This is a genomic window from Kitasatospora sp. NPDC053308 (assembly GCF_055585785.1).
On record NZ_JBVJJY010000006.1, the window covers coordinates 163,326 to 183,303 of the forward strand.

14 protein-coding genes and 2 tRNA genes are annotated in these 19,978 nt (G+C 74.1%); 10 read left to right on the forward strand and 6 right to left on the reverse strand.

Features of this window, described 5'->3' with window-relative positions:
• Positions 1-227 precede the first annotated feature (227 nt).
• Complete coding sequence (gene ppdK, locus ACZ6Y7_RS16190) at positions 228-2,936, forward strand: pyruvate, phosphate dikinase (RefSeq protein WP_465758515.1); 2,709 nt, start codon at positions 228-230, stop codon at positions 2,934-2,936.
• Positions 2,937-3,226: 290 nt separating this feature from the next.
• Positions 3,227-3,742, forward strand: a complete 516-nt coding sequence (locus tag ACZ6Y7_RS16195) for a ribonuclease (RefSeq protein WP_465758516.1) — start codon at positions 3,227-3,229, stop codon at positions 3,740-3,742.
• 95 nt (positions 3,743-3,837) lie between these two features.
• Here ACZ6Y7_RS16195 and ACZ6Y7_RS16200 read toward each other — a convergent pair whose 3' ends face one another.
• Positions 3,838-4,833, reverse strand: coding sequence for a hypothetical protein (locus tag ACZ6Y7_RS16200; protein WP_465758517.1), 996 nt, complete (start codon positions 4,831-4,833; stop codon positions 3,838-3,840).
• 110 nt (positions 4,834-4,943) lie between these two features.
• Between ACZ6Y7_RS16200 and ACZ6Y7_RS16205 the strand changes: the two genes are divergently transcribed.
• Positions 4,944-6,197 (forward strand): ADP-ribosylglycohydrolase family protein, encoded by a 1,254-nt coding sequence (locus ACZ6Y7_RS16205; RefSeq protein WP_465758518.1) that lies wholly within the window; start codon positions 4,944-4,946, stop codon positions 6,195-6,197.
• 5 nt (positions 6,198-6,202) lie between these two features.
• On the opposite strand, the gene ACZ6Y7_RS16210 is transcribed toward ACZ6Y7_RS16205, so the two are convergent.
• A complete protein-coding gene (locus tag ACZ6Y7_RS16210; protein ID WP_465758519.1) occupies positions 6,203-6,937 on the reverse strand; it encodes a GNAT family N-acetyltransferase in 735 nt (244 codons plus the stop codon).
• 649 nt (positions 6,938-7,586) lie between these two features.
• On the opposite strand from ACZ6Y7_RS16210, the gene ACZ6Y7_RS16215 reads away from it, so the two are divergent.
• The 5 genes from ACZ6Y7_RS16215 to ACZ6Y7_RS16235 all read left to right on the forward strand — a co-directional run bounded on the left by ACZ6Y7_RS16215 (position 7,587) and on the right by ACZ6Y7_RS16235 (position 14,522).
• A complete protein-coding gene (locus ACZ6Y7_RS16215) occupies positions 7,587-8,531 on the forward strand; it encodes a PAC2 family protein (protein ID WP_465758520.1) in 945 nt (314 codons plus the stop codon).
• A gap of 190 nt (positions 8,532-8,721) precedes the next feature.
• Positions 8,722-9,723: an SGNH/GDSL hydrolase family protein gene (locus ACZ6Y7_RS16220; RefSeq protein WP_465758521.1), complete on the forward strand. Its 1,002-nt coding sequence runs from the start codon at positions 8,722-8,724 to the stop codon at positions 9,721-9,723.
• A gap of 171 nt (positions 9,724-9,894) precedes the next feature.
• Entirely contained in the window at positions 9,895-11,202 is a 1,308-nt protein-coding gene (locus ACZ6Y7_RS16225) for a deoxyguanosinetriphosphate triphosphohydrolase (RefSeq protein WP_465758522.1), read from the forward strand.
• A gap of 43 nt (positions 11,203-11,245) precedes the next feature.
• Positions 11,246-13,159 carry a DNA primase gene (gene dnaG / locus ACZ6Y7_RS16230; RefSeq protein WP_465758523.1) on the forward strand — a complete coding sequence of 638 codons (1,914 nt, stop codon included), beginning with the start codon at positions 11,246-11,248 and terminating at the stop codon, positions 13,157-13,159.
• Between the two features lie 133 nt (positions 13,160-13,292).
• A complete protein-coding gene (locus ACZ6Y7_RS16235; RefSeq protein WP_465758524.1) occupies positions 13,293-14,522 on the forward strand; it encodes an RNA polymerase sigma factor in 1,230 nt (409 codons plus the stop codon).
• A 3-nt stretch (positions 14,523-14,525) separates the two neighbouring features.
• Here the strand turns inward: ACZ6Y7_RS16235 and ACZ6Y7_RS16240 are convergent, their stop codons facing one another.
• The 4 genes from ACZ6Y7_RS16240 to ACZ6Y7_RS16255 all read right to left on the reverse strand — a co-directional run bounded on the left by ACZ6Y7_RS16240 (position 14,526) and on the right by ACZ6Y7_RS16255 (position 19,522).
• Positions 14,526-15,701, reverse strand: a complete 1,176-nt coding sequence (locus ACZ6Y7_RS16240; protein WP_465758525.1) for a helix-turn-helix domain-containing protein — start codon at positions 15,699-15,701, stop codon at positions 14,526-14,528.
• A 428-nt stretch (positions 15,702-16,129) separates the two neighbouring features.
• A complete protein-coding gene (locus ACZ6Y7_RS16245) occupies positions 16,130-17,533 on the reverse strand; it encodes a glutamate decarboxylase (protein WP_465758785.1) in 1,404 nt (467 codons plus the stop codon).
• Between the two features lie 127 nt (positions 17,534-17,660).
• Positions 17,661-19,097: an FGGY family carbohydrate kinase gene (locus ACZ6Y7_RS16250; protein ID WP_465758526.1), complete on the reverse strand. Its 1,437-nt coding sequence runs from the start codon at positions 19,095-19,097 to the stop codon at positions 17,661-17,663.
• Between the two features lie 128 nt (positions 19,098-19,225).
• Positions 19,226-19,522, reverse strand: coding sequence for a hypothetical protein (locus ACZ6Y7_RS16255; RefSeq protein WP_465758786.1), 297 nt, complete (start codon positions 19,520-19,522; stop codon positions 19,226-19,228).
• Between the two features lie 241 nt (positions 19,523-19,763).
• On the opposite strand from ACZ6Y7_RS16255, the gene ACZ6Y7_RS16260 reads away from it, so the two are divergent.
• Both ACZ6Y7_RS16260 and ACZ6Y7_RS16265 read left to right on the forward strand, forming a co-directional pair.
• A tRNA-Asn gene (locus ACZ6Y7_RS16260) sits at positions 19,764-19,836 on the forward strand.
• Between the two features lie 62 nt (positions 19,837-19,898).
• Positions 19,899-19,971 (forward strand) — tRNA-Asn (locus tag ACZ6Y7_RS16265).
• The last annotated feature ends 7 nt before the right edge of the window (positions 19,972-19,978 follow it).

Genomic DNA, 19,978 nt, shown 5'->3' on the forward strand with positions numbered 1-19,978 from the left:
GAGCGTCCGGATCGTGTGATCTTCGCGTTTCTTTGCGTTCAAGAGTTGAACGCTTGCTCGCGTCAGGCGGACGATTTCACCAACAGAGGTGAACGCCTTTATGTGCATTCGATCTAGCGGGTTACCGCTCGGTACCGGCCTCGGGTGGCCTATTCAGGGCAGAGAAGTGCCTTCGAAATGGGTATGTTCTCCGGCGTCAGGGCAACCGCGTACGAGGAGACCGACCCGTGCCGTCCCAGCAGAAGTTTGTTTACTCCTTCACCGAAGGAAACAAGGACCTCAAGGATCTTCTTGGCGGCAAGGGCGCGAACCTGGCCGAGATGACCAATCTGGGGCTCCCCGTCCCTCCGGGGTTCACCATCACCACCGAGGCCTGCAAGGTCTTCCTGGAGACGGGCAGCGAGCCCACCTCGCTCCATGAGGAGATCAGCGCCCACCTGGACGCCCTCGAGGCGGAGATGGGCAAGAAGCTCGGCCAGGCCGACAACCCGCTGCTGGTCTCCGTCCGCTCGGGCGCGAAGTTCTCCATGCCCGGCATGATGGACACCGTCCTCAACATCGGCCTCTCCGACGCGTCGGTGGCCGGCCTGGCCGCCCAGTCCGGCAACGAGCGCTTCGCCTGGGACTCCTACCGCCGCCTGGTCCAGATGTTCGGCAAGACCGTGCTGGGCGTCGACGGCGAGCTGTTCGAGGAGGCCCTGGACGAGGCCAAGCACGCCAAGGGCACCGTCAACGACCTGGACCTGGACGCTTCCGACCTCCGGGAACTGGTCGAGGTGTTCAAGGGCATCGTCGAGCGCGAGACCGGCCGGGCCTTCCCGCAGGACCCGCGCGAGCAGATGGACCTCGCCATCCACGCCGTCTTCCACTCCTGGAACGGCGACCGCGCCCGGCTGTACCGCCGCCAGGAGCGCATCCCGAACGACCTCGGCACGGCGGTCAACGTCTGCACCATGGTCTTCGGCAACCTCGGCGAGGACTCCGGCACCGGTGTCGCCTTCACCCGTGACCCCTCCACCGGCGCCCAGGGCGTCTACGGCGACTACCTGTCCAACGCCCAGGGCGAGGACGTCGTCGCCGGCATCCGCAACACCCTGCCGCTGGCCGAGCTGGAGAAGCTCGACAAGAAGTCGTACGACGAGCTGATGGCGATCATGCAGAAGCTCGAGAACCACTACCGCGACCTCTGCGACATCGAGTTCACCATCGAGCGCGGCAAGCTCTGGATGCTGCAGACCCGCGTCGGCAAGCGCACCGCCGCGGCCGCGTTCCGGATCGCCGTCCAGCTGGTCGACCAGGGCCTGATCGACCTCGACGAGGCCCTGATGCGGGTCACCGGCGGCCAGCTGTCCCAGCTGATGTTCCCCCGATTCGCCCCGAACGCCGAGTCGCGCCAGATCGCCTGGGGTCTCGCCGCCTCGCCGGGCGCCGCGATCGGCAAGGTCGTCTTCGACTCGTACACCGCCGTCAAGTGGTCGCGCTCCGGCGAGAAGGTCATCCTGGTCCGCCGCGAGACCAACCCGGACGACCTGGACGGCATGATCGCCGCCGAGGGCATCCTCACCTCGCGCGGCGGCAAGACCTCGCACGCCGCCGTCGTCGCCCGCGGCATGGGCAAGACCTGCGTCTGCGGCGCCGAGGAGCTGGAGGTCGACACCAAGGCCCGCCGCTTCACCACCGCCGACGGCCTGGTCGTCCACGAGGGCGACATCGTCTCCATCGACGGTGCCACCGGCAAGGTCTACCTCGGCGAGGTGCCCGTCCTGCCGTCCCCCGTGGTCGAGTACTTCGAGGGCACCCTGCACGCCGGCGCCGACGTCCAGGGCGGGCTGGTCCAGGCCGTCCACCGGCTGATGTCGCACGCCGACGGCCGCCGCCGGCTGGCCGTGCGCGCCAACGCCGACAACGCCGAGGACGGCTCGCGCGCCCGCCGCTACGGCGCCCAGGGCATCGGCCTGTGCCGCACCGAGCACATGTTCCTCGGCGAGGAGCGCCGCAAGGAGGTCGAGCACCTGATCCTCGCGGACAACGACAAGGACCGCGAGCTCGCCCTGTCCACCCTGCTGCCGCTGCAGAAGGGCGACTTCCTGGAGCTCTTCCAGGCGATGGACGGCCTGCCCGTCACCGTGCGCCTGCTCGACCCGCCGCTGCACGAGTTCCTGCCGGACATCACCGAGCTGTCGGTGCGCGTCGCCCTCGCCGAGGCCCGCAAGGACCCGAACGAGAACGACCTGCGCCTGCTCCAGGCGGTGCACAAGCTGCACGAGCAGAACCCGATGCTCGGCCTGCGCGGCGTGCGCCTCGGCCTGGTCATCCCCGGCCTGTTCGGTATGCAGGTCCGCGCCATCGCCGAGGCCGCCGCCGAGCGCAAGCTGGCCGGCGGGGACCCGCGCCCCGAGGTGATGATCCCGCTCGTCGGCACCGTCCAGGAGCTGGAGCTGGTCCGCGACGAGTGCGAGCGGGTGCTCGCCGAGGTCGCCCACTCCACCGGCGTCCAGCTGGACATCAAGCTCGGCACCATGATCGAGCTGCCGCGCGCCGCGGTCACCGCCGGGCAGATCGCCGAGGCCGCCGAGTTCTTCTCCTTCGGCACCAACGACCTGACCCAGACGGTCTGGGGCTTCTCCCGGGACGACGTGGAGGCCTCGTTCTTCACCGCCTACCTGGAGAAGGGCATCTTCGGGGTCTCCCCGTTCGAGACCATCGACCGCGACGGCGTCGGCTCGCTCGTCAAGCACGCCGTCGAGGCCGGCCGGGCCACCCGCCCCGACCTCAAGCTCGGCGTCTGCGGCGAGCACGGCGGCGACCCGGACTCGGTCCACTTCTTCCACGAGGTGGGGCTGGACTACGTCTCCTGCTCCCCCTTCCGGATCCCGGTGGCGCGCCTGGAGGCCGGCCGCGCCGCCATCGAGTCGGCGGGCAGCGACTCGCGCTGAGCGAGGGAGGCATCCCCTCCTCACGCGCGGGCACGACTGACCGCTCCCCCTCCCACCGGGAGGGCGTACACCGGAGCTCGGCGCAGGAGAACCGGCGTACGTGACACGGCAGGGCGGGAACGGACAACGGCGTCCGTTCCCGCCCTGCCGTACGTCCGGCGTCCGCGGACGGCAGGGCGGACGACAGGGCGGACGACAGGGCGGACACAACGGCGGGCCGGCGGGTGTGTGGCCGCTGCCACGCCGGCCGTTCGCGCGAGCGGGCCCGGCCGCCTGCCAAGCTGGGGCGCATGACCAGTCGCAAGAACCCGCTCGTCGTCGTGGCCGTGCTGATCCTGGCGCTGCTGGCCGGGGTCGGGTACCTCCTCGCCGACAAGGGGAGCAGCCACCCCAAGGCCACCGCCGGCCCCACCGCGGCCGCCACGCCGGGCTCTTCGGCGCCCAAGCCCTCCGCCCCCAAGCCGTCCGCGCCCGCCGGGGGCGCCACCGCGGCGGCCGGCACCTGGGTCCCCGCCGACCCCGCGCTCGCCGACGTCTGCCGCACCAAGCTCCCCAGCCAGGCCCAGGACACCCTCGGCCTGATCGCCAAGGGCGGCCCCTACCCGTACAGCCGGGACGGCATCGTGTTCGAGAACCGCGAGAGCCGCCTCCCCAAGAAGGCCGACGGCTACTACCACGAGTACACCGTCGTCACCCCGGGCTCCAACGACCGCGGCACCCGCCGGGTGGTCACCGGCAACGCCGGCGAGCAGTACTGGTCCGCGGACCACTACGCGACCTTCCAGGAGATCGACCCCCGCTGCTGAGCCGGCCACCCCGGGCTCCGGGCGGATCCGCTGCGCTCCCCGCACGGGCGTGCTTCCCCACCGCCCGGCGCCCCGTCACCGCGCCCGTCACCCCGTCACCGCGCCCGGCGCCAGGTGATCCTGGAGTGCGGGCCGTGGGGGCCGGTGGTGACCAGCGCGGTCAGTTCGTGCAGGACCGGGGCCGGGTCGCGGCGGAGCTGGACCGGGGTGGTGCGGACCACCGGGAGGCCCGCGGCGGTGAGCCGGTTGGCGCGGGCCAGGCCGCGTTCGTGGTCGGCCGGGCGCAGGTGGTAGGCGCGGGAGTCGATCTCCAGGGCGACGCAGGCGTGCGGCCAGTAGGCGTCCGGGACGGCGAGGAAGCGCCCGTCCAGGAAGAGCACCGGGTTCCACAGCGGTTCGGGCAGGCCCGCGTGCGCCAGCAGTTCGCGGGTCTCGCCCTCGACCACCGAGCGCACCCCGGCGGTGAGGTCCTCCACCACCCGGGCCACCTGCGGCAGCCCGAGCGCTCCCGGCCTGGCCAGCAACTGGTCCAGCAGCTCGCCGAGTTCGCAGTGCCTGCGCTGGACGGCCTCCGCGCACAGCGCCCGGAACCGGCGCTGCCCGGTCTCCCTCGGCGCGAGGTCCGCCAGCGCCCGCGCGACCGTGGTGCTCCACAGCCCGTCGTCCCGCTCGAAGCCGCCCGGCAGCACCCCGCTCGCCCGGTGGATCCGAACGAAATCCCTTTCCCTCACCCGTCGTTGACGGGGGATCAGGACGTCGACGGCATCGAGGTCGGCCGGGTGCCCGGCGCTCGGCAGCCCGGCGTCGGCGAGCACCGTGAAGCCGGTCAGCAGCACTTCCCCGGCGCGCGGCTCGCGCCCCTTCGGCGTCGCGTAGGCCAGGGCGGCCCGCAGTCTCTGATGGACCGTCAACCGCCCGTTCTGCAGGCAGATCACCCGGGGCAGCACCTGTTGCCAGGGCCCGCCCGGCCGCAGCCGGTGGGCGATGGTGCCGGAGGGCACGCCGAGCCGGCGCAGCTGCGCCCGGGTGGCGATGTGCTGCTGGTCGGCGCCGAGCAGGGCGACCGGGTCGAGCGGGTTCGCGGGGGTCATGCCGGGTGTGCTGCCCACCCGGATCGGAGGTATGCGAAACATCCCCAGTCGGGGGCCTCCCGGCAAACGTGTTGACGAGGGGCGGGCCGAGCGGCTGAGCTGGGGCCCATATGACGACTCCGCACCCCGGCCCCGCGCTCGACGCGCTGCAGGGCCTCTCCGTCGGCGACGCCCTCGGCGCCCAGTTCTTCGTCCCCGAGACCGCCCGGGCCCACCTCGACGCCCGCACCGACCCGCCCGGCCCCTGGCCGTGGACCGATGACACCGAGATGGCCTGCTCGGTGTACGCCGCCCACACCGAGCGCGGCACCATCGACGCCTTCGACCTCACCCACGCCTTCGCCGACCGCCACGACTTCGACCGCGGCTACGGCCCGGCCGCCAACCGGATGCTCCGGCTGATCCGCGAGGGCGGCGACGCCCGGGCGCTGGCCGCCGAACTCTTCGACGGCCAGGGCTCGTACGGCAACGGCGCCGCGATGCGGGTCGCCCCGCTGGGCGCGGCGCTCGCCGGGGACCCGGACGAGGTGGTCCGGCAGGCCGCCCGGACGGCGGTGGTCACCCACACCCACCCGCAGGCGGTGGACGGCGCCGTCGCGGTGGCCGTGGCGGCGGCGATCGCGGTGCGGGCCAGGAGCGCGGAGGTGACGCCGGCGTCCTTCCTGGGGTCCGTCCGGCACCACACTCCCGCCGGCGCCGTCCGCGACGGCCTGGACGAGGCGATCGACCTGCTCGCCGAACCGGACCTCCGGGCCGCCGCCCGGGTGCTCGGCAACGGCAGCCGGACCTCGGCGGCCGACACCGTCCCGTACGCGCTGTGGTGCGCGGCCCGGAACCTCACCGACTACCGCGCCGCCGTGTGGGAGGCGATCGCGGCCGGCGGCGACATGGACACCGTCGCCGCGATCACCGGCGGCGTGGTGGCCGCCCGCACCGGCGCCGGGGGCATCCCGCCCGCCTGGCTGGCCGCCCGCGAGCCGCTGCCCGGCTGGGCCTTCCCGGAGCCGGGCGGGGTCGCGGCCGGCGTCGGCCGGGAGGAGATGCTCCTGCCGCGTCCGCACCCCGTTCCCGACGTGGTCTGGACGGACGCGCAGTGGCGGCGGATGCGCACCGGCCCGTCCCTGGCCGCGGTGGACGCCCGCCTGGCGGACGTCCACATCCGCGAGGGCACCGTCCGGATCCGCCACCGGCGGGGCCACGCCGTCTGGGAGCTCGCCGTCCGCCGGGTGCGGCACGGCTGGCGCCCGCTCTCGGCCGTGGTGGAGGCCGCCGGCACCCGCGGGCTCCTGCCCGCGGCCGCGGACCTCGACCACCTCGCCCGCCTGCTGGACCACGCCGCGGGCGGGCCTCCGGCCGAACGGTGACCCGGTCAGGCCGTGATCATCAGCTGCCCGGCGCCGCTGCCGCCTTGTCTAAGGCACTCCTGGTTGATCGCCGGGTCCGGCGCGCTCGGCGAGGTGGCGGCGGCGATCCGCAGCTCGATGATGTCCCGGACGGCGGGCCACTCCTCCCGGAGGATCGAGTAGAACGCGGTGGACCGGACCACCCCGTCCAGCCCGCGCGAGTGGGCCCGGCGCACGCCCTCGGCGGTCGCGCCGAGCCGCTCGATCGCGGCGCGCGAGCGCATGTTGCGGGCGTCCGCGCGCAGCGAGATGCGCTGCACGCCCCAGGTCTCGAAGGCGTGGCGCAGCATCAGCAGCTTGGCCTCGGTGTTGATGCCGGTGCCCTGGGCGCGCGGCGAGAGCCAGGTGTTGCCGATCTCGGCGGCGTCCGGCACGGCGGTGGCCGGATCGCCGAACGGGACGCCGGGCACCGGCGGCCACACCATCGGGCCCTGCCAGTAGTCCAGTTCCAGGAAGCGGGTGGAGCCGACGACCCGGCCGTCCGCGACGTTCACCGTCGCGAACGGCAGCGACCGTCCGGCGGCCTGGTCCGCGAGGGCGCGCGCGATGTAGTCGCGGGCCGCTTCCAGGCCGTGCGGGACGGGGGTGAAGGCGTAGGTCGTACGGTCCTCGGCGCCGGCCTCGGCGATGGCCTCGGCGTGGTGCGCGGCGAGGGGCTCCAGCCGCACGGTGCGGCCGGTGAGGATGACAGGTACGGGCACGGAACCTTCGGTCCTTCATCGGTCGGAGGATGCCTCCCGCGCCGGGGTGCGGCACGGGGTGCGGTGGACTGTTTCGCCCCGGCCCCGACCGTCCGCCGGGTAGCCGTGCACGCCGGAGGATTCCGGTCGGGCGGGGCGGGGGCGGCGGCCCGGAACGGGCGGCGCGGGTGCCGGAACGGACACGGGTCCTCGGACCGGTCCGGCGGGAAGAGCGAGGGGACAGTGTGCGTCCGCGAAATGGCCGAGAAGGAAACGAGAGCGCGAAGGGAAGCAGGCGGCCAGGTGAAGGCAAGATGCGTCGTGGGTGGCTGGCCGAGCACCGGACCGGGACGTGGCCGACGGCGTTACGGGACGACGTGACGACGACGCGACGATGCGAGGCAGCGAGAGGACGATACCCGCCAGAAGGCGGTGCGTCACTTCGCGGCACGCGAATGGCCGCGCGGCCCGCTCCACAGGGCCCGCGAACACGCTACCGCAGGCCTGTGACCAGGGGCTCTTCGGTCGGATGCGATCATGGTCCGGAGCGGTCGGCCACGGCTGTCGGACGAGTCGTCCGGCGTGGCGGGAATTCCGTCGGGGCCCCGCGCGCTGGAGAGGGCGAGAAGCCGGTCGGCCGGGACGAGCAGAGAACGGGGTTGGGTGCGCGGTGCGTGACTTCCAGGCGTTGTACGAGCTGGATCAGCAGGGCGTGGCCGCGGTGGCCGCCGCCACCGAGCAGTTGCGCGACACCGGCGCCGGCCTGGTGCTGCTCCAGCACTTCGAGGGCTTCATGGACGCCGGGGACGCCGGCGGCCAGGTGGTGGCCCACCTGCTGGAGACGGGATCGCCGCAGGTGGTGGCCCGATTCGACCACGACCGCCTGGTGGACTACCGCGCCCGCCGCCCGTCGATGCTCTTCGACCGCGACCGCTGGACGTCCTACGACCCGCCGGAGATCCTGCTCCAGCTCGTCCACGACGCCGCCGGCGCGCCGTTCCTGCTGCTCAGCGGCCCGGAGCCGGACGTCGAGTGGGAGCGCTTCGCGCGCGCCGTCCGCGAGCTCGTGGAGCGCTTCGAGGTCCGCCTGTCGATCGACTTCCACGGCATCCCGATGGGCGTGCCGCACACCCGCCCGGTCGGCCTGACGCCGCACGGCAACCGGCTGGACCTCGCGCCCGGGTACCCGCAGTGGTTCGAGCAGGCGCAGGTCCCGGGCAGCGCTCAAGCGCTGCTGGAGTACCGCCTGGCCGAGGCCGGGCACGACGTCCTGGGCTTCGCCGTGCACGTGCCGCACTACGTGGCCCGCTCGGCCTACCCGGCGGCGGCCGTGCTGATCCTGGAGGCGGTGCAGTCCGCCACCGGGCTGGTGCTGCCCGGCACCCGGCTGCGCGAGCGGGTCGGCGAGGTCTACGCCGACATCGAGGAGCAGCTGACGGGCGGGGACGGCGAGTTGCGCTCGGCGATCCGCGGCATGGAGGGCCAGTACGACGCCGTGGCGGGCGCGGACGGCCGGGAGAGCCTGCTGGCCGAGCCGGCGGACCTGCCCTCGGCGGACGAACTGGGCCGGCAGTTCGAGCAGTTCCTGGCCGACCACGAGCGCGGCGCGGAGTAGCGCGCGGCAGGTCCGGAACGCCCCTCCCGTCGGACGGAGCCACCCCCGCGGGGGTGGCGGGTCCCCCCTTGGGAGGATGTCGCGCAGGCGGGAGTCATCGGGGGCGACCGCTCGTTGGAGCCTGAGGTGCCCGGGGGACGGGCCGCCGTGAGGAGCCGACCGTGACCCGTCACACCCCCGGGGGGATGCCATGTCGAGGACCACACGCCCGGCCGTCGCCGTGACGGCCGGGCTGACCGCGCTGCTGCTGGCCGGATGCACGGGCGGCGGCGGTTCGGACGGCCAGGGGAAGGGCTTCGCGGGCGCGGTGCCCGGCCGCGCCCAGCCCGGCGCGACCGCGTCGCCGACCCCCACGCCGCCGCCGACCACCGGGCCGTACGTCGCGCTCGGCGACTCGTACACGGCCGGGATGCAGCTGCCCCCGCAGACCGGCGAGCCGCGCGGCTGCTCCCGCTCCGGGGCCGACTACCCGTCCCTGGTGGCCAGGGGCCTCGGGATCGCCCCCGGGCAGTTCCGGGACGTCAGCTGCACCGGCGCCACCACCGTGGACCTCACCGCGCCGCAGGACACCGGCAACGGCACCAATCCGGCCCAGCTGGACGCGCTGGGCCCGGACACCCGGCTGGTCACCCTCGGGATCGGCGGCAACGACGCCGGTTTCACGGAGGTGGTGGTCGAGTGCGCCAGGGACAACCTGGTGGACGCGGTGAAGAGCGTGATCAAACCGACCCGCGCCACCTCGCCCTGCCGAGAGCACTACGCCGCCGACGACGGCACCGACCGGGTCCAGCGCAAGGTGGACGAGGCGGGCGACCGGCTCGGCAAGGTGCTCCAGGACGTCAAGCGGCGCTCTCCGCAGGCCCGGGTGTACGTGATCGGCTACCCGGCGCTGTTCCCGGCCGACCCGGCCGGCTGCCTCCCGGTGCTCGGCACCACGGTGGCCGCCGCCGACCTGGGCTTCCTCGCGGAGAAGGAGCGGCAGCTCAACGGGATGCTGCGGCAGCGCGCGCAGGCGGCGGGCGCGGTGTTCGTGGACACCGCCGGCCCCTCGGCCGGGCACGACATGTGCGCGGGCGCGGAACAGCGCTGGATCGAGCCGCCGTTCCCGGCGCGCGGCCTGGCGCCGATCCACCCCAACGCCAAGGGTCAGGAGGCGGTGGCCGGCCTCGTGCTCAAGGCGCTCAGGGGCTGACCGGAGGCGGCCGGCGGGTCGGCGGGACGGCGCGCGGAGCTACGCCGTCCAGGTGGGCCCGGGGCGCCGGAGCGGGCACCGTGGTGCCGCGCAGCGTTCACGCCCCGGCCCGCGCCCCTTCGCGCGCGGCACACCCCGGGTGTCGGGGGCGCGGCGTACCGTGAGGGTCATATGGATGACACCACGCACCGCCTCGCCGCCCCGATCCCGTACGACCACACCGCCGAGGCCCGCTGGGTCCCCGAACCCGACAAACGCCCGGGCCGTACGGCGTTCCAGCGCGACCGCGCCCGGGTGCTGCACTCGGCGGCGCTGCGGCGGCTGGCCGGCACCACCCAGGTGGTCGCCCCGATGCGCAGTGACTTCCCGCGCACCCGGCTCACCCACTCCCTCGAATGCGCCCAGGTCGGGCGGGAGTTGGGCGCGGCCCTGGGCTGCGACCCGGACCTGGTGGAGACGGCCTGCCTGGCCCACGACATCGGGCACCCGCCGTTCGGCCACACCGGGGAGGAGGCCCTCGACCAGGCCGCCGAGGCGTGCGGCGGCTTCGAGGGCAACGCCCAGTCCCTGCGCATCCTGACCAGGCTCGAACCCAAGCGCTTCGCCCCCCAGGAGGAGCCGTCCACCCGGCTCGCGCCCTGGCCCGGCCGCAGCGTGGGCCTCAACCTGACCCGCGCCGCGCTCGACGCCGCCACCAAGTACCCGTGGACCAGGGGCGCCCACCCGACCGACCCGGCCTCGCCCAAGTACGGCGTCTACGCCGACGACCTGCCGGTCTTCCGCTGGCTGCGGGCGGGCTCCCCGGCCGGGCGCAAGTGCTTCGAAGCCACCGTGATGGACTGGTCCGACGACGTGGCGTACTCCACCCACGACGTCGAGGACGGCCTCCAGGCCGGCCACATCGACCCGGCCGCGCTGCGCGCCCCGGGCGAGCGCGCCGAGCTCTTCAAGGTCGCCGAGCGCTACGCCCGCGACGCCGAGCCGGAGGAACTGGCCGCCGCGCTGGACCGGCTGCTCGGCCAGGAGTGGTGGCCCCGTTCGTACGACGGCACCGCCCGCGCCAGGGCCGGGCTCAAGGACCTCACCAGCCAGCTGATCGGCCGCTTCTGCCTGGCCGCCGAGCAGGCCACCCGGGCCCGCTACGGTCCCGGCGGGCTGAGCCGCTACGGGGCCGAGCTGGTGGTGCCCCGGGACGTCCGGCTGGAGTGCGCGGTGCTCAAGGCGGTCGCCGTCCGCTTCGTCATGCAGCGCGACGAGCAGGCCCAGCTGCGGGCCCGCCAGCGGATCGTGATCGCCGAGCTGGCGTACGTGCTCACCCAGCGCGCCCCCGAGGGGCTGGACCCGGTGTTCGCCGCGATGTACCACGAGGCCGAGGACGACGGCGCCGCCGTGCGCACGGTCATCGACCAGATCGCCACCCTCACCGACGCCTCGGCGCTCGCCCTGCACGCCAAGCTGGTCGGCGCCGCCTGGGCGTGAAAGGCGGCGGCCCGCGCCCCGGCCGCCCCAGTAGACTTCCGGGGTGGCCGGGCGGATCAGGGACGAAGACGTGCAGGCGGTGCGCAGCGCACTGCCGATCGACGCGGTGGTCGGCGACTACGTACAGCTGACCAACGGTGGCGGCGGCGAGTACAAGGGCGTCTGCCCCTTCCACGACGAGAAGTCCGCCTCCTTCTACGTGAACCCCGCCAAGGGCGTCTTCCACTGCTTCGGCTGCCAGGAGAACGGCGACACCATCGCCTTCCTGATGAAGATCGAGCACTTCACCTTCGCCGAGGCCGTCGAGCGGATGGCCGCCCAGGCCGGCATCACGCTGCGCTACGAGGAGGGCGGCTACAGCCCCCGCCACCAGCAGGGCGAGCGCACCCGGCTGGTCGAGGCGCACAAGGTGGCCGCCGCCTACTACCAGGAGCAGCTGGCCTCGCCGGAGGCGGAGATCGGCCGCCGCTTCCTGGCCGAGCGCGGCTTCGACGAGGAGGCGGCCAAGGCCTTCGGCGTCGGCTACGCCCCGGCCGGCTGGGAGCACCTGGTGCGCTACCTGCGCGGCAAGGGCTTCACCGACAAGGAGATCCTGCTCGGCGGTCTGGCCTCGCAGGGCCAGCGCGGCGGCCTGATCGACCGCTTCCGGGGCCGGCTGGTCTGGCCGATCCGGGACATCGCGGGCGAGGTGATCGGCTTCGGCGCCCGCCGCCTGCGCGAGGACGACAACGGGCCCAAGTACCTGAACACCCCCGAGACGCCGATCTACAAGAAGTCCCACGTGCTGTACGGCATCGACCTGGCGAAGAAGGAGATCGCCAAGTCGGGCCGCGCGGTGGTGGTCGAGGGCTACACCGACGTGATGGCCTGCCACCTGGCCGGGGTCACCTCCGCGGTGGCCACCTGCGGCACGGCCTTCGCCGAGGACCACATCAAGATCATCCGCCGGCTGCTGATGGACACCTCCCAGTACCGGGGCGAGACGGTCTTCACCTTCGACGGCGACGCGGCCGGCCAGAAGGCCGCGCTGCGCGCCTTCGAGGACGACCAGAAGTTCGCCGCCAAGACCTCCATCGCGGTCAGCCCGGGCGGCATGGACCCGTGCGAGCTGCGCCTGGCCCAGGGCGACGAGGCGGTCCGGCAGCTGATCGACAACCCCGTCCCGCTGTTCGAGTTCGCGCTGAGCACGGCGGTGTCCAAGCACCGGGTCGAGACGCCCGAGGGGCAGGCCGCCGCCATGGAGGAGGCGGCCCTGATCGTGGCGAAGATCAAGGACCCGTCGATCCGGCACGGCTATGCGATCCGTCTGGCCGGCATGCTCGGCGTGAACCCCGGCGACGAGCAGTTCGTGGTCCGCCGGATCGCGCAGCTGGCCCGCTGGGAGCGCGAGAAGCAGCAGAACCCGCGCGGCGGCCGGCAGCGGCACACCGAGCAGCCGGTCGCCCCGGTCCGCCCCGCGCAGCCCGCCTTCCGGCTCAACCCGCGCGACCCGGCCCAGTTCGTCGAACGCGAACTGCTCAAGCTGGCGCTGCAGCACCCGGACCTGGTCAGCCCGGCCTTCGACCACTACGGCGAGGACGAGTTCCCGACCCCGCCGTACACCGCCGTCCGGCAGGCCATCGCCAAGGCCGGCGGCGCCGCGTACGGGGCGACCCTGCCCGACTTCACCAGCGTGGTGCGCGAGGCCGCCCCGGACGACCAGGTGCGCTCGCTGGTCACCGAGCTGACCGTCGAGCCGGTCCGCTCGCTGCGCAAGGCGGACGCGGTCTACGCGGGGGAGTTCCTGGTCAAGCTGCGCCTGCTGGCGGTCGACCGCCGGATCACCGAGGTCCGCGGCTACCTCCAGCGGCTCGGTCCCCGGGCCGACGCCGAGCAGCTGCACGCGGTGCAGACCGAGCTGTGGCAGCTCCAGCAGTACGGGCAGCAGCTGCGCAGCCGGGGCGCCGCGGCCCTGTAGGGCTCGCCGGAGCGGCCGCCGCACAGAAAGTCGGCGCACGAGTCTCGGCCACGGAGCGTGGCGTACCGCACACTGGAGGGCGTCCCACCTCCGTTCAGCGCGGGTCCGCCAGAGTCGCGCCCGCCCCGAGGGGATGCCCGTGGAGCAAGGCCTCGTCGCAGCGACCACCAGTACGAGAGCGGTCCCCGCCGGATCGGCGGGGGAGCGGGAGACCGACCACGGCCGGGCCGGGGCGGCGCCCCCGGACGGCGCGCGGGTCCCCGCACAGGGCCCGGCGGAGGGCCACCCGGACAGTCCCGAGCCCGGACTCGGAGCCGAAGCGGAATTCGACGGCGGCCCCGGTCCCGAAGGCAGCCCCGACGGTGACACCGATGCCGAAGCCGAAGCCGACGGCGACGGCGGCTCCGACGCCGACGCGGCGGACGAGCGCCCCGAGCCCGCCGGGAGCGGCGGACCGGCCGCCGACCTGCTGCGCCAGTACCTGCGGGAGATCGGCCGGATCCGGCTGCTGACCGCCGCCGAGGAGGTCGAGCTGGCCCGCCAGGTCGAGGCCGGCCTGTTCGCCGAGGAGCGGCTGAACGGTTCCCCGCCTCCGCCGGACCCGCTGGCGGGCGAGCTGGACACCCTGGTGGTGCGGGGCCGGATCGCCAAGCGCCGACTGATCGAGGCCAACCTGCGCCTGGTCGTCTCCGTCGCCAAGCGCTACGTCGGCCGCGGGCTGACCCTGCTGGACCTGGTCCAGGAGGGCAACCTGGGTCTGATCCGGGCGGTGGAGAAGTTCGACTACACCCGGGGCTACAAGTTCTCCACGTACGCGACCTGGTGGATCCGCCAGTCGATGAGCCGGGCGCTGGCCGACCAGGCCCGGACGATCCGGGTGCCGGTCCACGTGGTCGAGCTGATCAACCGGGTGGTCCGGGTCCAGCGCAGGCTGCTGCAGGAGCGCGGGCTGGAACCCACGGCGGCCGAGGTCGCCGCCGTCCTGGAACTGACCGAGGCGCGGGTGCGGGAGCTGCTCCGGCTGGCCCAGGAGCCGATCTCGCTGCACACCCCGGTCGGCGAGGAGGACGACGTCGCGCTCGGCGACCTGATCGAGGACGCCGACGCGGCCTCGCCCGCCGAGTCCGCGACCTTCCTGCTGCTGCGCCGGCACCTCGACGCGGTGCTGGCCACCCTGGGCGACCGGGAGCGCCAGGTCGTCCAGCTCCGCTACGGGCTGGACGACGGCCGCCCGCGCACGCTGGAGGAGATCGGCGCGCTGTTCGGCGTGACCCGGGAGCGGATCCGCCAGATCGAGTCGAAGACGCTGGTCAAGCTCCGCGACCACGCCTTCGCCGAACAGCTGCGCGGCTACCTCGACTAACGGTTAGCCCGGCTGGGTGGGCTGGGCCGGCGTGGTCGGCGAACCGGCCGCCGGCTGGGCGGGCGTGTCCGTCGGTGCCGGGGTGGCCGTCACCGCGCCGGCGCCGGTGCCCGGTGGCGGGGAGGCGGGGCCGACCGGGATCGGGGTCGAGGCGACCACGCCCGCCAGGTCGTAGATCTCCGGGGTGCAGCGGTCCCCGGCCGGCTGGTGCCCGCAGACGCGGAACCCGATCGTCGGGTCCGCCGCCGTGAGCATGTTCGAGTAGTTGTCGTAGCCGTAGTGGATGAGGCCCTGCTCGCTGTCACCGGTGCTGTTGACGATCGTGGCGAAGTCGCCCGGCTCGCCCTCGGTGATCGCCGCCCAGGCGGCCCGGCAGTTCTGGCTGTACCGGAGGTAGATGACCACCTTGCCGATGACCTCGGTGTACAGGGTGCGGGCGTCCTTGCCGCAGGCGCTGTACTTCGGGTCCTTGTGGTCGCAGCCGAGGGCCTGGCAGGTCGGTTCGGCCGGGATGGGCCGGGCACTGGTGCTGGTGGGGACCGGGGCGGGGACCGGGGCCGTGGTCGGCGCCGGAGCGGCGAGCGGCCCCGTCGTGCCGTCGTGCCGGGTGGCGCGCAGGCCGGCCAGCACCAGCAGGACCGCCAGCACCGCCGCCCCGGAGACCAGCACCGCCGGGCGCCGCCACCAGGCGACGGGGGCGGGCTCCGGCGCCTGACCCATCACCAGGGCCTCGTCCGCTTCGTCGGCGGGGGGCTCGTCGAGGGACGGCTCGTGGGCCGACAGCTCGTCGGCGGACGGCGCGTCGGCGGACGGCTCGTCAAGGGCCGGCGCCCTCGGCCCGTCGAACGCCGGTCCGTCGGCCGAGGAGCCCCGCACCGGCGGCTCCACCGGGCTCCCGGGGGCCCCCGGTTCCTCCGGTGCCGCCACGGCCCGCTGCCACAGCGCCCGCAGCGCGGCCCCGTCGCAGTCCACCGCCCCGATCAGGGCGTCCAGCGCCTGCTCGGTGACGATCCGCTTGCCGTTCAGCCAGCGCTCCCAGGAGGCGCGGCTGTAGTGGGTGCGAGCGGCGAGTTCGGACAGTGAGAGCCCGGCGGCGTCCTTGATGGCCCGGAGCTCCTCGGCCAGGCGTCTGGCGGGCTCGGGCAGCTCCTCGGGCAGGTTCTTCCAGGCGGAACCCATGCGGCCTTCCAAGAGTGGGGGAACAGGGGGACGGGGACGGCGGAAGGGGCTCCGGCCCGGGCCGTTCGGGTGACTCCGCGTCTCCAACCTCATCGGCCGGGCGTCTCAATCCCCAGGTCATGGCGCTGAGACGGACGGAAGTGTCTCACAAGCCCCTGGGCCGCTCGAACATCCGCGGGATGGTCGGGCAGAGTTCTCTGGTCGGAGCGGCCAGCCGCTCGGCCGGTTCGTTCGGAAACCGGACGGTTACCCACCGTTTCTTCCGAATTCCGTCCCGGCTCCCCCCACGGAGCCGGGGCAGCCTCGCGGGGGGAGGCTGCCCCGGCTGTTCCGGGACGTCCGGCGGGAGGGCGCTTCACCGCGCCCTCCCGCCGTGACCATTCCTCGCGCGCCCTTCCCCGCGCGGCCCCACCTCACACGGCCCCTCCTCAGTGGTGGAAGCCCGAGCGGGCCGGCACCCCGAGCTCCTTGAGCGGGACGGGCTGGCGCAGCAGCTCCGGCAGCAGCCGGTCGAGGTCGGCCAGCAGCAGGTCGGCGAGGTCCCGGGAGAAGCCGTTGCGGCAGACCACCCGGAGCACCGACAGGTCCTCCCGGTTCGCCGGGAACGTGTACGCGGGCACCTGCCAGCCGCGCTCGCGCAGTCGGCGCGAGACGTCGAACACGTCGAAGGGGACGTCCCCGTCGGTGGTGAAGGCGAACACCGGCACCTGGTCGCCGCGGGTCAGCAGCCGGAAGCAGTCCAGCTCCCCGATCCTCCCGGCCAGGTAGGTGGCGACCTCGCGGCAGGCGCCCTGGACGGCCCGGAAGCCCTCCCGGCCGAGCCGGAGCAGGACGTAGTACTGGGCGATCACCTCGGCGCCCGGCCGGGAGAAGTTGAGCGCGAAGGTCGGCATCTCGCCGCCGAGGTAGTTGACCCGGAAGACCAGTTCCTCGGGCAGCGCCGCCCGGTCGCGCCACAGCGCCCAGCCCACGCCCGGGTAGACCAGGCCGTACTTGTGCCCGGAGGTGTTGATCGAGGCCACCCGGGGGAGCCGGAAGTCCCAGAGCAGGTCGGGGTCCAGGAAGGGAGCCACCATGCCGCCGGAGGCGGCGTCCACGTGCACCGGGACGTCGATCCCGGTCCGCTCCTGGAAGGCGTCCAGGGCCGCGCAGATCTCCGCGACGGGCTCGTACGAACCGTCGAAGGTGGAGCCGAGGATGCCGACCACGCCGATGGTGTTCTCGTCGCACAGCGCGACCGCCCGCTCGGCGTCGAGGTGGAAGCGCTCGCCCTCCATCGGCGCGGTGCGCGCCTCGATCTCCCAGAAGGTGCAGAACTTCTCCCAGCACACCTGCACGTTGACGCCCATCACCAGGTTGGGACGGGCCCCGGCCGCGTAGCGCTCGGGGTTGCGGCGCATCCAGCGGCGCTTGAGCGCCATGCCGGCGAGCATGCAGGCCTCGCTGGAGCCGGTGGTGGAGCAGCCGACCGCGGCGTCCGGGTCGGGGGCGTGCCAGAGGTCGGCGAGGATCGCCACGCAGCGCCGCTCCAGTTCGGCGGTCTGCGGGTACTCGTCCTTGTCGATCATGTTCTTGTCGAGGCACTCGGTCATCAGCCGGGTCGCCTGGGTCTCCATCGACGTGGTGACGAAGGTCGCCAGGTTGAGCTTGGCGTTGCCGTCCAGCATCAGTTCGTCGTGGATCAGCTGGTACGCGGTCTCGGCGGGCACCGGGCCCTCGCCGAGCCGGTGCACCGGCGGGGCCAGCTCCATCGCGCCCAGCGGGTCGGCCGTGGCCGCGAACGGACCGATGCTCAGCCGGCGGTCCCCGCCGGCCCCCTTGTGCAGCGCCATGGCGTCCTGCCGCCCTTCGTCGGTGGCCGTGTCCGGTCCCACGCTGCCACCGGGCGCCGGGTGACGCATCTTCACCGGGGGCGGGCCGCGTGACCCGGATGCCGGAGCCCCGTCGGCGTCCCCGGCGTCAGCCGGCCGCCGCCTCCGGGTGGATCTGGTCCCGGGCGGCCCGGTACTGCTGGCGCACCGCCGAACCGATCGCCAGGTCCTGTTCCCCGTCGGGCTCGACGGTCTCGGCGTCCGGCAGCTCCCACGCCGGCGGCTCGGGGGTGCCGGCCAGCGCCCACGCGGCCTGCCGGGCGGCCCCGCGGGCGGCGTGCGCGCCCGGCGGCGGCACCACGACCGGGACGCCGAACAGCATCGGTGCGACGTGCCGGACGGCGGGCAGCCGCCCGGCCGTGCCGAGCAGGAAGACCCGCTTGATCCCGACGCCCCGGGCGCGCAGCACGTCCAGCGCGTCCGCGATGTTGCACAGCATGCCCTCGACGGCGGCCCGGGCCAGGTGCTGGGGGGTCATCGCCTCGGCCCGCAGGCCGGTCAGGGTGCCGGCCGCGTGCGGCAGCGCCGGGGTGCGCTCGCCGTCCAGGTACGGCAGCAGCACCAGCCCGTACGAGCCGGGGGAGGAGTGCAGCGCGAGGTCGCTCAGACCCTCCAGGTCCCGGCCGAGCATCGCGGCGGTGGAGAGCAGGACCTGGGCGGCGTTGAGGGTGGCGACCATCGGCAGGTGGCGGCCGCTGGCGTCGGCGAAGGAGGAGACCAGGCCGGAGGCGTCCACCACGGCCTCCTCGTGCACCGCGAAGATCGTCCCGGCGCTGCCGAGCGAGACCACGGCGTCGCCCGGGCGCAGGCCGAGGCCCAGCGCGGCGGCCATGTTGTCGCCGGTGCCGGCCGAGATCAGCAGGCCCTCGGGGGTGTGCCCGGCGGGCTCGGCGGGGCCGAGGACGTGCGGCAGGCTGAGCGGGTGGCCGAGCGCCAGCTCGACCAGGTCCTGGCGGTACTCGCCGGTGATCGGCGACCAGTAGCCGGTGCCGGAGGCGTCGCCGCGGTCGGTGGTGCGGCGCTTGGGGTGGCCGAGCAGCTGCCAGACCAGCCAGTCGTGCGGCAGCAGCACCTCGGCGACCCGGCGGGCGTTGGCCGGCTCGAACTCGGCCAGCCAGCGCAGCTTGGCGATGGTGTACGTCGGGGCGGGCACGGCGCCGATGGCGGCCGTCCAGGCGGCCGGGCCGCCGAGGGCGTCCAGCAGCTTGGCGGCGGCGCCGCTGGACCGCGGGTCGTTCCACAGGATCGCGGGCCGGACCTGCACCCCGCCCGCGTCCAGGCCGATCATGCCGTGCTGCTGGGCGCTGACGCCGATCGCCCGGACGCCCTCCAGCAGGCCGCCGGCCGCGGCGTCGCCGAGCGAGTGCAGCCAGACCTGCGGGTCGGCCTCGCCGGGGCGCAGGTCCTGGTCCTCGGGGACGGGGTGCGGAGCCTTGCCGGAGCGCAGGACGGCGCCGGTTTCCGCGTCGCACGCGACGATCCTGGTGCGGCTGGTCGAGCTGTCTATCCCCGCGACGATGGCCATGTCGAGATCATGCCTCAGCCCGGCCCGGGACGCGTCCGGGCCGGGTGAGCCGTTGCCGCTTCGCGACCCCGGGGCGGGCCGTTCTCGCCGTGCCGTCACCGTGCCGCCGCCGCGCCGTCACCCAGCGGTCACGGGCGGAAGGTACCCCAGCCGTCGTCCTCCGTCCGGGCCCGGTTGAAGTACGGCACCCGGTCCGTGACGGCCGACGGCAGCCGGTCGCCGACCCGGTCCGCGACCGCGCCCGCGGCCTTCCCGGCGACCGCGCCGGCCTGCTGCCGGGCCCGTTCGGTCGCCCCCTGCACCGCGGGGTTCCGGGCGATCTGCCGGGAGACCTTGGCGATCTGCTCGTAGCGCTCGCGTCCGGCCCGCGAGCCCAGCACGTAGCCGGCCGCGAAGCCCGCGGCCAACGACAGCTTCCACATGATCGGATCCACCCTCTCCTGGCGGCCTTCTGCCGCATTGCCCTACCCGTCCGTCGGGACGGCGAACCGTCCGCGCCCCCAGCATCCCCGGGTGCGGGGCCGGGCGCGCGCCGGGCACGCCGGTCGGCAGCCCCGGGGCGACCGGGGAAAGCGATTGGCGGACCACCCCCCCGAGTGCGCTAATGTATGTCCCGCAGCGAGCGCCGCGGAGCCCGGGAAACCCGGGGCCCGGGGCGGAAGCCGATCCCCCATAGCTCAATTGGCAGAGCAGCCGACTGTTAATCGGCAGGTTATTGGTTCGAGTCCAATTGGGGGAGCTCGGGACGAGGCCCTTCGGGGGCTCGCTTCCCGTGCGTGGTACGGAGGTCGAGTACCGCGATCCCGCATAGCTCAATTGGCAGAGCAGCCGACTGTTAATCGGCAGGTTATTGGTTCGAGTCCAATTGCGGGAGCTGCACC